The organism is Komagataeibacter oboediens (assembly GCF_018491655.1).
Taxonomy (GTDB): Bacteria; Pseudomonadota; Alphaproteobacteria; order Acetobacterales; family Acetobacteraceae; genus Komagataeibacter; species Komagataeibacter oboediens.
On sequence record NZ_JABLUU010000016.1, the window covers coordinates 13,925 to 28,147 of the forward strand.

11 protein-coding genes and 1 tRNA gene are annotated in these 14,223 nt (G+C 59.9%); 4 read left to right on the top strand and 8 right to left on the bottom strand.

Going from position 1 to position 14,223, the window contains the following annotated elements:
* Nucleotides 1–21 precede the first annotated feature (21 nt).
* The 3 genes from HNO79_RS12685 (at nt 22) to HNO79_RS12695 (ending at nt 6,130) form a co-directional block, all read left to right on the top strand.
* The gene (locus HNO79_RS12685) at nt 22–2,280 is read left to right on the top strand and encodes an EAL domain-containing protein (protein ID WP_214165408.1); all 2,259 of its coding nucleotides are present in this window, start codon (nt 22–24) and stop codon (nt 2,278–2,280) included.
* Between the two features lie 78 nt (nt 2,281–2,358).
* Complete coding sequence (locus tag HNO79_RS12690; RefSeq protein WP_010515963.1) at nt 2,359–4,575, top strand: sensor domain-containing protein; 2,217 nt, start codon at nt 2,359–2,361, stop codon at nt 4,573–4,575.
* A 202-nt stretch (nt 4,576–4,777) separates the two neighbouring features.
* Nucleotides 4,778–6,130 (top strand): dihydroorotase, encoded by a 1,353-nt coding sequence (locus HNO79_RS12695; protein ID WP_214165409.1) that lies wholly within the window; start codon nt 4,778–4,780, stop codon nt 6,128–6,130.
* A 177-nt stretch (nt 6,131–6,307) separates the two neighbouring features.
* On the opposite strand, the gene HNO79_RS12700 is transcribed toward HNO79_RS12695, so the two are convergent.
* The 8 genes from HNO79_RS12700 to HNO79_RS12735 all read right to left on the bottom strand — a co-directional run bounded on the left by HNO79_RS12700 (nt 6,308) and on the right by HNO79_RS12735 (nt 11,552).
* A tRNA-Phe gene (locus HNO79_RS12700) sits at nt 6,308–6,383 on the bottom strand.
* Nucleotides 6,384–6,444: 61 nt separating this feature from the next.
* Nucleotides 6,445–6,651, bottom strand: a complete 207-nt coding sequence (locus HNO79_RS12705; protein WP_082071142.1) for a DNA gyrase inhibitor YacG — start codon at nt 6,649–6,651, stop codon at nt 6,445–6,447.
* Nucleotides 6,644–7,756, bottom strand: a complete 1,113-nt coding sequence (locus HNO79_RS12710; protein ID WP_244987542.1) for a ribonuclease E/G — start codon at nt 7,754–7,756, stop codon at nt 6,644–6,646. Before HNO79_RS12710 ends, HNO79_RS12705 begins: the two co-directional genes overlap by 8 nt.
* A gap of 2 nt (nt 7,757–7,758) precedes the next feature.
* Nucleotides 7,759–8,355: a Maf family protein gene (locus tag HNO79_RS12715; protein WP_214165433.1), complete on the bottom strand. Its 597-nt coding sequence runs from the start codon at nt 8,353–8,355 to the stop codon at nt 7,759–7,761.
* Nucleotides 8,356–8,404: 49 nt separating this feature from the next.
* A complete protein-coding gene (gene infA / locus HNO79_RS12720) occupies nt 8,405–8,623 on the bottom strand; it encodes a translation initiation factor IF-1 (protein ID WP_010508114.1) in 219 nt (72 codons plus the stop codon).
* Nucleotides 8,624–8,710: 87 nt separating this feature from the next.
* Nucleotides 8,711–10,024, bottom strand: coding sequence for a histidinol dehydrogenase (gene hisD / locus HNO79_RS12725; RefSeq protein WP_214165411.1), 1,314 nt, complete (start codon nt 10,022–10,024; stop codon nt 8,711–8,713).
* Complete coding sequence (hisG, locus tag HNO79_RS12730) at nt 10,021–10,818, bottom strand: ATP phosphoribosyltransferase (RefSeq protein WP_214165412.1); 798 nt, start codon at nt 10,816–10,818, stop codon at nt 10,021–10,023. The genes hisD and hisG overlap by 4 nt, the downstream gene beginning before the upstream one ends.
* Before the next feature lie 44 nt (nt 10,819–10,862).
* Complete coding sequence (locus HNO79_RS12735) at nt 10,863–11,552, bottom strand: acid phosphatase (protein WP_214165413.1); 690 nt, start codon at nt 11,550–11,552, stop codon at nt 10,863–10,865.
* Between the two features lie 588 nt (nt 11,553–12,140).
* Between HNO79_RS12735 and HNO79_RS12740 the strand changes: the two genes are divergently transcribed.
* Nucleotides 12,141–14,192 carry a TonB-dependent receptor gene (locus HNO79_RS12740; RefSeq protein ID WP_275954913.1) on the top strand — a complete coding sequence of 684 codons (2,052 nt, stop codon included), beginning with the start codon at nt 12,141–12,143 and terminating at the stop codon, nt 14,190–14,192.
* Nucleotides 14,193–14,223 lie beyond the last annotated feature (31 nt).

Sequence of the window (14,223 nt, forward strand, 5' to 3'; positions counted from 1 at the left end):
ATGAAACAGTGCGAGAAAGTAATGAACCCCCACGCAGCCCCTCCCGTGACAGATGATATAAAACCAACCACCAAGCTGGACATGACAGCCGATGTCAGTCTCCAGCTTCTGGAACAGGCCACCGATGGTGTGGTGATCATCAACGAGCGTAACGAGGTTGTGTTCTTCAACCCGGCGGCGGAGAAGCTGTGGGGCTTTACCGAGGACGAGGTGATTGGCCGCAACGTCAGCTGTCTTGTACCGTCGGTCTATCGCGCCGACCATGACAGCTACATCTACAAGAACCGCAAGACCGGCGTGAACCGCATTGTCGGCACCTCGCGCGAGGTCACGTTCGAAAATAAGGCGGGTGACTACATTTCCGGTGAGATGTCGATTTCGACCGCGCTGCTGGGGCCGGAAAAGAAGCGCTATTACATGGCCTTCATGAAGGGCGTGACCGAGGAAAGCCACCGCCGCAAGCTGCTGGACCTGCAGAATACGGTGTTCCAGGCCATTTCCAATGACATGCAGGTGGAGGACGTGGCCGACCTCTTCTGCCGTGAAGTGGAAAGCTTTGTCCCCAACACGGTGTCCGCCATCATCCTGCTGGATGAAAACAACCGCCTGAGCATCCTGTCCGGTCCCGGCCTGCCGCGCCGTTATGCCGCGGCCCTTGAAAACATGGTGCTGACCGAGGGCGACCTTGCGGCGCTGGGCAATGACCTGTCCGAAGCCAACAGCATCGTGTGGGACAGCTATCGCTCGCTCGGGATCTCGCTGGGGCTGCATAACTGCTGGGCTTCGGCGATCAAGTCGCGCAACGGGCGGATCTCGGGCATTTTCGCCCTGTATTCGCGCAACCAGTACAAGCTGAGCGACTGGCCCCAGAAGATCGTGACCGGCTGTGTGCCGTTCTGTAGCGTGGTGATCGAGAATTACGAGGCCCAGCAGCACATCTCGCAGCTGGCCAACCATGATTCCCTGACCGGCTTCCTGAACCGGACCGCCATCCACACGGTCATCAAGTCGATGATCGACCGGCCGGGTGACAACGAATTCGCGGTCTTCATGATCGACGTGGACCGTTTCCGCGACATCAATGACACCCTTGGCCATCAGAATGGCGATGCTTTCCTCAAGGCGATTGCCGAACGGCTGAAGGGCATGTCGCGCAGCAATTATATCCTCAGCCGCTCGGGGGGCGATGAATTCGTCATCGTCATGCCGGACAGTGACGAGGAAAAGGCCGTGGCCTTCGCCGAAAGCCTGATCAAGGCGATGCAGGAACCCATCGAGATCGCGGGCAACCTGCTTGTCGTCTCGCTTGGCATCGGCATCAGCATCTTCCCTGAAAACGGGCCGGATGGCGAATCCCTGCTTGGTCATGCCGAAATCGCCATGCGCCGGTGCAAGAAGGAAGCGCGCGGCGGCTACTGCGTATCCAGCACGGCCGACAACCGCGCAGCCCAGGACCGGCTGCTGCTGGGCTCGGCGCTGCGTGAATCGCTGGCCAAGGGCATGCTCAACCTGCATTACCAGCCGCAGATCGATATCATGGAGGGCAAGCTGTATGGCGTGGAAGCGCTGTCGCGGTGGAAGCACCCCACACTGGGCAACATCTACCCCTCACGCTTCATCGCAGTAGCGGAGGACACCGGGCAGATCGAGACGATCGGTACCTGGTCGCTGGAGGAAGCGACGCGCCAGATCATCGAGTGGGAACGCAAGGGTCTGTATGTCCCCACCGTTTCGGTCAACCTGTCGGCTGCGCATTTCCGTAACCGCGGCCTGCCCGCGCTGATCGAACGGATCCTGAAGGAACGCGCCCTGTCGCCCGAACGCCTGACCGTTGAAATTACGGAAAGTGTGATGATGGACGAGAACGAGGATACGATGGCGGGACTGGCTGCCATCCGGAATCTGGGTGTGGGGCTGTCGATGGATGATTTTGGCACGGGGTATTCGTCGCTGTCGCGGCTGACGCGCCTGCCGCTGACGGAAATCAAGATTGACCGCAGCTTCATCATGAACCTTGAACACGACCCAAATGCGCAGGCCGTAACCACGGCGGTAATCGGGATTGGCAACCGCCTGAACATGACCGTGGTGACCGAAGGGGTCGAGACGGAGGCGCAGCTCAAGCTGCTCAAGGGGCTGAACTGTGACGTGGTGCAGGGCTACCTGTTTGCCCGTCCCATGGCGCCCGAAGACCTGCTGCAGTGGTCGGAAGGCCCGGCCATGTCGCTTGTCTCCGATATGGCGAGGCATGTCCTTGTCGAAGGTGAGCCCTCGAAATAGTTCCCCGGGCAGCCCGTGGGCTGCCTGTCCGTCCCGGTGCGCCTGCCTGGAAACAGGCATGTATAATTTTGGATTACCATGAAAACCGAGAACTCCAAGCCGCTACCAACTGTCGCGACGATTCCCGATATCAGCTTTGAACTGCTGAATCAGGCAAAGGATGGGATGGTCATCATCGATGACCACAACACGATCCTGTACGCCAATCCTGCAGCCGAGGCATTGTGGGGTTATGACCCCGGCATGCTGGCGGGCAGACCGGTGTCTGAACTGCTGGCCTCGTCAGTCGGTAATGGCAGGCTGCCGTTCGATGTGACGGCGCCTGCGCTGGAGCCGGTCGCGGGTGAAGTCACGTTTGAAAACCGTGACGGGGACTATATCTCCGCCGAGGTCAGCCTGACGACGGCGCGGATCGGGACCGACGGGCGCACCTATCGCCTGATGATGGTGCGCGGCATTACCGGTGCGGGCCATCGCAGCCGGGTGATGGAACTGCAGAATACGGTTTTCCGCTCCCTGTCCAGCGACATCCAGATCCAGGACGTGGCCGACATGGTCTGCCGCGAGGTGGAGGTGCTGGTCCCCAACTCCGTCGCCGTGCTGGTCCTGCTGGATGAGCAGAACCGCCTGCGCATCCTGTCCGGTCCCGGCATGCCGCGCCGTTTTGCCGCGGCACTGGAGGAAATGCGCCTGACGGAAGCGGATATAGCGGCCCTTGCCAATGACCTTGGCGAAGCCACCACCATCGTGTGGGACAGCTACCGTTCCGTGGGCATTTCGCTGGGGCTGCATCACTGCTGGGCGTCGGCCATCAGCACCCGCAACGGGCGCATCACGGGTATTTTCGCGCTTTATTCGCGGTCCGAACGCAACCGGGGCGAATGGCCAGCCCAGATCGTCAGCAGCTGCGTGCCGTTCTGTGGCGTACTGATCGAACAGCACGAGGCGCGGCAGCATATCTCGCAGCTGTCGAATTATGACCCGCTGACCGGTTTCCTGAACCGTACGGCGGTGCATAAGGTGATCCGGTCCCTGATCGGTCAGCCGGGCGACAATCATTTCGCCCTGTACATGATCGACATCGACCGCTTCCGCGATATCAATGACGCGCTGGGTCATATCAACGGTGACGGGTTCCTGAAATCCGTTTCCGAACGGCTGAAGGGCATTTCGCGCAGCAATTATATCCTCAGCCGGTCCGGATCGAACGAATTCCTGATCATCGTTCCGAACACGCGCAAGGAAGATGCGCTGAAATTTGCTGACAGGCTGCATGAATGCGTAAAGCAGCCGATCGAGATCGGCGGCAACATGATCGTGCCGACCCTGGGCATTGGCATAAGCCTGTTCCCCGAAAACGGGCCGGATGGCGAATCCCTGCTCAGCTATGCCGAACAGGCGATGCGTCAGGCCAAGCGTTCGGGCCTGGGCATGACGCACCTTGCGCGTTCGGAAGATAACAAGGCGGCGCAGGACCGGCTGCTGCTGGGCTCGGCGCTGCGTGAATCGCTGGCGCAGGGGCTGCTCAACCTGCATTACCAGCCGCAGATCGATGTCCGGAACAATACGCTGTATGGCGTGGAGGCGCTGTCGCGATGGAACCATCCGACACTGGGCAACATCTATCCCTCGCGTTTCATTGCCGTGGCCGAGGAAACCGGACAGATCGAGGCCATTGGCACATGGTCGCTGGAACGCGCGGTGCAGCAGATCCTGGAATGGGATGCCCATGGCATTTACGTGCCGACGGTTGCGGTCAACCTGTCGGCGGGGCATTTCCGTAATCGCAACCTGCCCGGTTTCATTGCCCGCCTCCTCAGTGACAGCAAGCTGGAGCCGCATCGTCTGACGGTTGAAATTACCGAAAGCGTCATGATGACGGAAAACGAGGATACGAACATGGTCCTGCAGGCCATCCGTAACCTTGGCGTGGCGTTGTCTATGGATGATTTCGGCACGGGGTATTCGTCACTGTCGCGGCTGACGCGCCTGCCGCTGACGGAAATCAAGATCGACCGCAGCTTCATCATGAACCTCGAACACGACGCCAATGCGCAGGCCGTGACCACGGCGGTAATCGGGATTGGCGGCCGGCTGGGCATGACGGTCGTGACCGAAGGTGTTGAAACCGTGCGGCAGCTTGACCTTCTGTGCCAGCTTGGCTGTGACGTGGTGCAGGGATACCTGTTCGCCCGCCCCATGACGCCACAGAAGCTGGAGGAATGGATCAGGGAAGACCGCCTGCAGGCCGTGCTGCAGAAGGCGCTGGAAGAACGCACCGCCATCGGTGCATAACCCGCCCCCATATGGACCGGACACCCGACACCCCGACCCGCAAGGGCCGGGGTGTTTCATTATGGGGGCCATCCGGGGTGGTTTGCATGCCACCGGACGCGTGTCATACATCGGACCAGGACGTGATGGGCACAGGCATGGCCCGGCACGGTTTTCTTCGCCCGCGCTGCCGGTTTGCGGGCAATGGCCACAGGATAGTTCCATGACCTTACCCGTTTTTGATCTTTGTCTGAAAAATGGCAGCGTTGTCCTGCCCGATGCAACCGTCGTGACTGATGTATATGTGCGCGAGGGGCGTATCGCCCGGATTGGCGGGACAGGGGATGCCGGTCGCGTCATTGACTGTACCGGTCTGACCATCCTGCCCGGGGTGATCGATACGCAGGTCCATTTCCGTGAACCCGGCCTGACCGGGGCGGAGGATCTGGCAACCGGCAGCATGGCCGCCGTGATGGGGGGCGTGACCGCCGTATTCGAAATGCCCAATACCAGGCCCGCCACCGACAGACCCGAGGCCGTGCTGGACAAACTGGAACGCGCGCGTGGCCGCATGTGGTGCGACCATGCGTTTTATGTCGGCGCCACCACGGAAAATGCCGATCGGTGCGGTGAACTGGAAATGCTGCCCGGCACGGCGGGTATCAAGATTTTCATGGGATCGTCCACCGGCAGCCTGCTGGTATCCGATGATGCGGTGCTGGAGCGTGTGCTGCGTTCAGGCCGCCGGCGTGTCGCCATCCATGCCGAAGATGAGACCCGCCTGCATGAACGCCTGTCCGAACGCAGGGCGGGTGACCCATCCAGCCACCCTGTCTGGCGTGATGAGGAAACGGCCCTGCGCGCCACACAGCGCATCGTGCGGCTGGCCCGGCGTACGGGGCGGCGCATCCATGTGCTGCATGTCACCACGCCTGCGGAACTGGAATTCCTGTCCGCGCACAAGGATATCGCCAGTTGTGAAGTCACGCCCCAGCACCTGACACTGGCGGGTGAGGAAGCCTATGCCGAACTGGGCACGCTGGCGCAGATGAATCCGCCTATCCGTGGTCGGAAATGGCGCGATGGCCTGTGGTACTGGATGGGGCAGGGGGTGCCCGACATTATCGGTTCCGACCACGCGCCCCATCCGCTGGAAGCCAAGCAGCGCAGCTATCCCGAAACACCTTCGGGCATGCCTGGCGTGCAGACGCTGCTGCCGCTTATGCTGGACCATGTGGCGCATGGTCGCCTGTCGCTGCGCAGGGTGGTGGACATGACGTCCGCCGGTCCGCAGCGTCTGTTCGGGTTGGTACGCAAGGGGCGGATCGCGGTGGGGTACGATGCTGATTTCTCGGTGGTGGACCTTGCCGCGCGCTGGACGGTGCAGCGGGAATGGCTGGCTTCCAAATGCGGGTGGTCGCCGTTTGTGGGCCGTGAACTGACCGGTCGCCCCATGGGCACGATCATTCGTGGCAATGTGGTCATGTGGGAAAACCAGCTTGCCCCCAGCGCACAGGGCGAACCCCTGCTGTTTGACGCGACCGACCGTCCGCAATCCGCTGGTACAAGGGCATAACAGTCTTTGGGCGCCGTCTTTTTTGAAAAAAGGCGGCGTTTCCTGAAACGTTCCGAAAAAGCGTCACCAAAAGCTTTTCGATGTTCTGCAGTGTGTGTCCATGGAACAGACGCGACAGATGCCATATCAATCAGATTGATCTGGTCACATAATCTATTTTATTTTCAGGAAATAAAATGGTGCCCAAGGGCGGGATCGAACCACCGACACTGCGATTTTCAGTCGCATGCTCTACCAACTGAGCTACTTGGGCACCGGGCCGTCTGTCCGGCTTGGTCAGGGCAGTCGGGACCGCCGTGACGTTGGACAAGCGTTTAACCTACCTCATCATCGGGATCAACCCGTCTTGTGTATTTTTCATCCTCTTCAGAAGGAATCTCCGTCGAGGGCACGCGGTACTGCCCCGAAAACCAGCGGCCCAGGTCCACATCCGCGCAACGGCGCGAACAGAAGGGGCGGTACTGCTCCCGTGCGGGCTGCCCGCATATGGGGCAGGGAGGAAGGGCGGGCTGTTTAGCCATGATCGAATCTCCAGCCATTGGCGGGTAGGTCCTGATCCATGACTGGCTGGAGCGCGCGGCCCGTCAGGCGCACGAAATCCTCCATCCAGTCCGGATGGTCCTGCAGCAGCGTCATGATACCATGGCCACACCCCATCGTGACGGGACGACCATCTGGCGGCATGCCCCGATGCGCCTGCATCTGTCCGCGCAGCGCCCGTAACAGCCGCCCTTCGGTGGACTGGAACAGTTCATGCAGGGGGGGATGCACGCGCGGACGGACGATTTCCGCCAGCCCGAGCGCCGTAAAGCCCAGGAAGCGCGGACGCAGCGGATCGTTCTTCAGCAGCGTCTCGACCGTTTCCGACAGCGCCCGGCGCTTGCGTATGGCAAGTCCCGCGACATCGACAATGATCGCGCCAGACAGGTTGCGCAGCCTCAACTGGTGCAGCAGCTCCGGCAGCGCGTCGCGATTGGAGGCGAACTGGGCGGTCTGTTTGGGGCGACGGTCCATGCTGGTCGCCCCGCCATCCATGTCGATCGCCACCAGCGCGGGGGTGGGGGTGATGCTGGCCGACATGCCACCGGGCAGGGAGACGACGGGATCTTCCAGCGCATCGGCCTGCGCACGCAGGTCACTATCGAATGCGGAACTGACACGTGCCAGTCGTGGGTGAAACACTGCGGGCAACCGTGCCGCGATCGCGGCATCATCAATAATGATCGGGGCATGCGGATAATACCGGGCCAGCCGTTCCAGCGGCGAAGGGCCGCGCCGCAGCAGCTGCGGCTCCGCCCCGCCGGGCAGATCGGGCGGCAGGTTGCGTGCGCCCAGCCTGACCCCCTTGCCCCCCTGCGCACTGCGCGTAATGGTGACAAGGACGGTCTGTCCCTGCGTCAGGGGGCCCAGCCCTTCCGAATCAGGCAGGAAGCCCGCCTGCTCCAGTCCCGGCAGGGTGACGAACGTACCACCCAGCGCGGGGACATGGGCGCTGACCCGGGCGCGATAGATATCGCCCACCCCGTCAGCAATATCAGGCCGCCACAGGGCAAAATCCTGCATGATGCCATCCGTCGTGACAGCAATGCGGACTTCCCCGGGACTGCTGCTGGCGCAGATGCGCATGCTCACCGGAGCCAGCACCCCTTCTGCCCACGCAGCATCTGCGCGGTTTCGAACAGGGGCAGGCCGACAATGCCGGTGTAACTGCCGGACATGAACCGGACAAACGCCGCCGCATGGCCCTGTATGGCGTAGCCCCCGGCCTTGCCGTTCCAGTCACCTGCCTCGATCAGCGCATCAATCTGCAACGGGGTCAGGCGGGAGAATGTCACCGTGCTGGCGACCAGCCGGTTCCCCGCGCGACCATCTGGCCACGCGGCGGTGGGACGGATGGCGACGGCGGTAAAGACGGTATGACGCCGTCCTGACAGCAGGGTCAGGCACCGGCGCGCCGTGTCAGCGTCCTCTGCCTTGGGCAGGATGCGCCGGCCAAGGGCGACAACCGTATCGGCGGCAACGACCAGTGCTGGACAATCCAGCGCACCAGCCACGTGTTTGGCCTTTTCCGTTGCCAGACGCTGGGCATACGGGCGAGGCAGTTCATCACGCCGGGGCGTTTCATCGATATTGGCTGGATGCACCTGATCGGGAACCAGCCCGATCTGGCGCAGGAGCGCAAGCCTGCGGGGGGAAGCCGAGGCAAGAACAAGCTGCGCGCCCATATCCGCCCCCGTGGGGACGGCTTCTGCGGTGGTAACCGACAAGGGCGGCTTACTTAAAGCGGAAGGTGATGCGACCCTTTGTCAGGTCATAGGGCGTCATTTCCACATTCACGCGGTCACCTGCCAGCACGCGGATACGGTTCTTGCGCATCTTGCCGCTGGTATGTGCAAGGATGGTATGCTCATTATCCAGTGTCACGCGGAACATGGCATTGGGCAGCAGTTCGGTTACTGTGCCACTGAATTCGATCATGTCTTCTTTAGACATCGTGTCCTTCAATCATCAAGGTTGCCGTCCTGCTGCGGGCCCGCAGCGCAGTACGGTTGGTTTATGTGGGGATACTCACCGCCCGGGTCAAGTTTCCTTATGCGCACGATCAAGGTCGGCCAGCCGGACGGACACGCTCAATGCATGTGCGTCAAGCCCTTCGGCTTCCGCCAGGCTGACGGCAGCGGGGCCGATCTTCCGCAGCGACTCGGGCTGTGCCTCAATGAACGTGGTGCGCTTGATAAAGTCGAACACCGACAGCCCGGAAGAGAAACGCGCCGTGCGGCTGGTTGGCAGCACATGGTTCGGGCCGCCCACGTAATCGCCAATGGCCTCGGGGCAGTACCGACCGACAAAAATGGCACCTGCATGCCGTACGCGGCGGAAGACCGGGGCCGGATCGTCGATCATGAGTTCCAGATGTTCAGGCGCGATGGTGTTTACAAGGTCTGTGGCCTCATTCAGGTCACGCACCGTGATGATCGCGCCATGCGCATCCCAGCTGGTGCGGGCGATTTCGGCGCGCGGCAGGGTTTCCAGTTCGGTTGCGACCGCCTGTTCCACCTTTGCCGCCATACGCGCGTCGGGCGTGATCAGGATGGACTGGGCCATGGGGTCATGTTCCGCCTGCGCCAGCAGGTCGAGTGCGATGGCACGGGGATCGTTGTTGCCATCTGCCACCACGACCACTTCGGACGGACCAGCAATGCTGTCGATTCCCACCGTGCCGAAGACCTGCCGCTTCGCTTCGGCAACATAGGCGTTGCCCGGTCCCACCACACGGTCCACCGGTGCAATGGTGGCCGTGCCATAGGCCATGGCGCCCACGGCCTGCGCCCCGCCCACGCGATAGATTTCGGTTACGCCCGCGCGCCGCGCCGCTGCCAGCACCAGCGGGTTGAGCGTGCCATCGGGCGTGGGCACGCACATCGCGATCCGCCCCACGCCCGCCACATGGGCGGGAATGGCGTTCATCAGCACCGATGACGGATAGGCCGCCTTGCCACCCGGCACATACAGCCCCACCGAGTCCAGCGCCGTCCAGCGCATGCCCAACGTTACTCCGGCATCATCGACATACCGCATGTCGGTGGGCATCTGCGCCCGATGGAACGACTCGATCCGGGTTGCCGCGGTTTCCAGCGCGTCCAGCAGTTCGGCAGAGACCTGACGGCAGGCGGCCTCGACCTCCTCTGGCGTGATCTTCAGGGTGGCAGGGGTTACGTCGGCCCGGTCGAAGCGGTTGGTGAATTCACATAGCGCGTCATCACCACGCGTCCGAACGGCGGCCAGGATTTCGGTTACGGGGCCGTCCACGCGGGCGGTGTCGCTGTCGCGGTCGGCCAGCAGCGCGGAAAATTCAGACCTGAAATCGGGCTGGGTGGTATCAAGGCGCTTCATGCCTGCGAATCCTTGGCTTGTGCGGAATTGGACGCCAGCGCCGCGCGGAAACGGTTGATGACCGCCGTGATGCGTTCAGGCTGGGTTTTCAGCGCCGTGCGGTTCACGATCAGGCGGCTGGTGATGTGGGCGATGGTGTGGGTTTCCTCCAGCCCGTTGGCGCGCAGCGTTGACCCGGTATCAACCAGGTCCACGATCAGGTGCGACAGGTCCAGGACCGGGGCCAGCTCCATTGCGCCATGCAGGTGGACGATGCTGGCGTTTATGCCGCGCGCGGCAAAGTGGCGGCGCGTCAGCGAGGGATACTTGGTCGCCACCCGCACCTGTGACAGGCGGTTGGGATTGTCTTCTAGTCCGCTGCGGTCCTTGGGCTGGGCGATGGAAATACGGCACCCCCCGATCCCCAGGTCAAGCGGGGCATAGATTTCGGGGTAATCGAACTCCATCAGCACATCCGCACCGCAGATGCCGATCTGCGCGCCGCCAAAGGCGACGAAGGTCGCGACGTCGAACGAACGCACGCGCACCACGTCAATGCCGGGGTCATTGGTTTCAAAGCGCAGCAGGCGGCTTTTCTCGTCATTGAAATCCGGTCTGGGCACAATGCCCGCCCTATGCAGAAGCGGCGCCGCGGCCTTGAGGATACGGCCCTTGGGCAGGGCGAGTATCAGCGGGCTATCCGTTTCCGGAACGGCGGTCTGGGCCGGTGACAGGACGGTCAATGCATTCTCCGACATGAAGGCAGGCACCCCCATGATACAGGGCACGCCTTTGGTGACATGCGCGCATACCACATTCAGCCATCATGCAGGAAGGGCAGTTTTCTTTGCTCAGATATCTAAGGTACCTGTGTGAGTGGTGAGAACATGGCGGCATCGTGCTCGGCACGGCATGCGGCAGGGTTCGGCGCGGCTGGTGCTTTTTGCAGTGCGGCTATATCCGCCTGTGCGGCCCCGAATAGCGGGGTCACGTCCGGTGCCGTGGCGAAGAGGCTGAACAGCGTGGCCCCGTTCATGTAACCTGCCCATACGTCAGTTGCCCAGTGTACGCCGCACACGACACGGCTTTCACCAAAAATGCGCCCCCGTTCCATGATGCTGGCCGCACGATCCGGCAACAACCGTGCAAGCAGCAGGGCTGTTGCCCATCCATCGGTCGTATGCCCCGATGGATAGGCAAAACTGGGTTTTTCACCCGGCGGGCGGGCAAGGCAGAGTGGTGCGTCTGGCATTTGCACAAAAGGCCGGCTCCGGTGCCAGTATTTCTTCTCAGCCGAGACAGTGGGCTTGATGAAGTCTTTCATCCGCTCCAGCAGGGCTGCCAGATGCGGTGCGCGCTCCGCATCAAGCCGGAACCCGGCAGCGCAAGAAAAGTCTTCCAGCAATACTGGTACCGTAAGGTTGCTGTCATGCGCGGCCAGGACCCAGCGCTCCGTGCCCTTCAGCTTTCGCGTGGTGTCAAATATGACCCTGTCGCTGTGGTCCATTTCCGAACCAGGCGGTGGGGGAGGTGGTACGAAAACAGGCATGGCTGTCATGTCCGTGGCCGTGCTGGCCTTTGCGGCATGGCATGCTGCCGGAGTAGCGCCGAGGAAAAGAAAAAACAGTGATAAAACGGGACGGAAGCAAATGCGGGCCATCATCAATTTCATGTCTTGATAATTGTCGAGAGAAGTTGAAACCCGGAACTGCAATGGAATTGCAGGTTTATATGTCCTGTTTGGCTCAGTTCCAGAATATAGGGCATGCATAATGCAGAGAATTAAAAAATAAAATCAGCCCTGAAAAAATTAATAAAAATGAAACATAAGCTACATGAAATGTTCAAAAAACAACTATTTAAAAAAATCACAAATCAAAATAAAACACATTCCGGAAATACATTGACATAAAACAGTCGTGGTAATATGCGTAACTTTGCAAAAAAATTTAAGACAGCAAAGTATACTATGCTGTCTTTTACTGCTCTGTCTGTGGCGGGATATGCTCATGCCGCGTCACCCGATGCAGCAACTGGCAGTGGCACGCATAAAAAACAGGTGGCCTCTCGCACGGCCACCACCAATAAACAGGTAGCGGACGACAGGGACCAAAAGCAGGTTTCCCGTAGCGAGGAAATGCTGGTGCGGGGGGACCGCATACAGTCTGCCACATACCAATCTCCCACAAATACACCGCTTACGGTTACACAGCCTACTTTTGTAATGAGTAAGCATTATATTGAAAATAACCTGCCTGCGACATCCAATTACGATACGGTGGCCGCCATTGCGCCCAGCGTCATGTCCATTTCACCCAATGGCCCCGGCCTGTCCGAAAGCGCCAATCTGGTCATGCGCGGCTTTTCCGATGGGCAGTATGACGTGACATTCGATGGTATTCCCATTGCCCAGACCAATGACAATACCCATCACAGTACTTCCTATTATGCCGCGCATGATCTGGGTCAGGTAGAAGTCGACGCAGGACCAGGCGATGCCACGACCGTGGGGTTTGCCACATTTGGTGGTCGGATTGGGATCAATTCCAAAGATCCCAAAAAGAAAATGGGCGCAGAAGCTTATGCAAGCGCCGGTAGCTGGAACACCTATAATTACGGCGCGGAATTTGATACCGGCGAGATCAAGGGGACTCATGGTGGCCGCCTGTTTGCCGATGTGGAAGGGACAACCAGCGGCGGTTACGTAAATTATGCCGCCCAGCGTCGTTCAAACTACATGATCAAGTATATCCAGCCTTTGGGGGAGCATACCACCCTGACGGTTTCGGGCATGTACAACCACATTGACCAGCATGCGCCACCTGGCGCCACGCGGGCACAGATTGCCAAATACGGGCCGGAATTCGGACTGAGCAATGACCCGACAAACCAGAATTATGAAGGCTACAACCGTGATGCCGTCCAGACGGATCTGGAATATATCGGCATCAATTCAGATCTGGGATCAGGCTGGACAATCGAGGACAAGGCCTACACTTTCGCCTATTTCCATCAACCTGGTGATTCAGGCAAGGACGTCAATGGAACGACTGCCAACGGGACTGTCTATTCCGCAACGGACGTGCCTGGCACCCGCATGAAGATGGATTATCGGGCATGGGGCAATGTGCTGAAACTGAAGAAGAAGGTTTCGATTGTAGACTTCCAGTCCGGTGTCTGGGTGGATCATCAGAGCAACGGGCGCATACAGTACAATCTGGACTGGACATTGGATGGCAGGCCCGCGCCCAATAGCGCCAAGGCCATTACCCGTCAGATGCATGACCAGAATCTGTCCATACAGCCTTTTATCCAGGCGGATGTACATATTACCAAGGCACTGACTTTCTCGGCCGGTTTCAAGTATGCGTCGTTTGAGCGCGATCTGGAGGCTACGGTCAATCAGACCACCAAGAAACCGATGAATTATTCACAGACCTATACGGCACCATTGCCATCTTTCAATCTGCATTACATGATCACGCCCAAATGGTCGTCCTACATTCAGGTTGCACGTGGTTTCCTTGCGCCAAGCCTGACGTATTTCTATGTTGGCAACCCTGCCGATAACCAGGTCTCGGCAGAGCGGACCTGGAACTACCAGATCGGCACATCCTACCAGAGCCGCCGGTTAAGCGTGGGAGGCGACTTCTACTATATTGATTTCAGTAACATGATCGGCTCACGCCTGATCGGCCAGAATACGCAGTATTACAATATGGGGTCCGTGCGGTATTATGGTGCAGAGGTACAGGGTACGGTCTATCTGGCAAAAGGCATCTCGCTTTTTGCTAATGCCAGCTACAATCAGGCGCGTCTCAATTCAGATAATAGCTGGGTGCCCAACGCGCCGGACGCAACGGCTGCAGGGGGCATCATTTACAATAACAGGAACTTCTACGCGTCCCTGATCGACAAGTGGGTTGGCAGCCGGTTTGGCGACAGTTCCAATACGCAGGGCATGACGCCCTTCAATTCCCTTGACCTGTCATTGGGCTATACGACCGGCCGTGTGATTGGGCCGATGAACCATGTCAAGTTCAAGCTTAACATCACCAATCTGCTGAACAGCCATTCGATCAACTATTTCAATGGTTATGCATCCGATGGCAAGACCGCGCTGTATTTCACGCAGCCGGGACTCGGGGCCTTCGGGTCCATATCGGTCCCCTTCGATATCGGTCACTGAGCCAGCAGGCTCGTCGTGGAAGGGGAGCGGG

What these genes read in the sequence shown, in the direction of transcription:
- HNO79_RS12685 (WP_214165408.1), top strand. Translation starts at nt 22, where the DNA reads ATGAACCCCCACGCAGCCCCTCCCGTGACAGATGATATAAAACCAACC.
- HNO79_RS12690 (WP_010515963.1), top strand. Translation starts at nt 2,359, where the DNA reads ATGAAAACCGAGAACTCCAAGCCGCTACCAACTGTCGCGACGATTCCC.
- HNO79_RS12695 (WP_214165409.1), top strand. Translation starts at nt 4,778, where the DNA reads ATGACCTTACCCGTTTTTGATCTTTGTCTGAAAAATGGCAGCGTTGTC.
- HNO79_RS12705 (WP_082071142.1), bottom strand. Translation starts at nt 6,651, where the DNA reads ATGGCTAAACAGCCCGCCCTTCCTCCCTGCCCCATATGCGGGCAGCCC.
- HNO79_RS12710 (WP_244987542.1), bottom strand. Translation starts at nt 7,756, where the DNA reads ATGCGCATCTGCGCCAGCAGCAGTCCCGGGGAAGTCCGCATTGCTGTC.
- HNO79_RS12715 (WP_214165433.1), bottom strand. Translation starts at nt 8,355, where the DNA reads ATGGGCGCGCAGCTTGTTCTTGCCTCGGCTTCCCCCCGCAGGCTTGCG.
- infA (WP_010508114.1), bottom strand. Translation starts at nt 8,623, where the DNA reads ATGTCTAAAGAAGACATGATCGAATTCAGTGGCACAGTAACCGAACTG.
- hisD (WP_214165411.1), bottom strand. Translation starts at nt 10,024, where the DNA reads ATGAAGCGCCTTGATACCACCCAGCCCGATTTCAGGTCTGAATTTTCC.
- HNO79_RS12735 (WP_214165413.1), bottom strand. Translation starts at nt 11,552, where the DNA reads ATGCCTGTTTTCGTACCACCTCCCCCACCGCCTGGTTCGGAAATGGAC.
- HNO79_RS12740 (WP_275954913.1), top strand. Translation starts at nt 12,141, where the DNA reads ATGCTGGTGCGGGGGGACCGCATACAGTCTGCCACATACCAATCTCCC.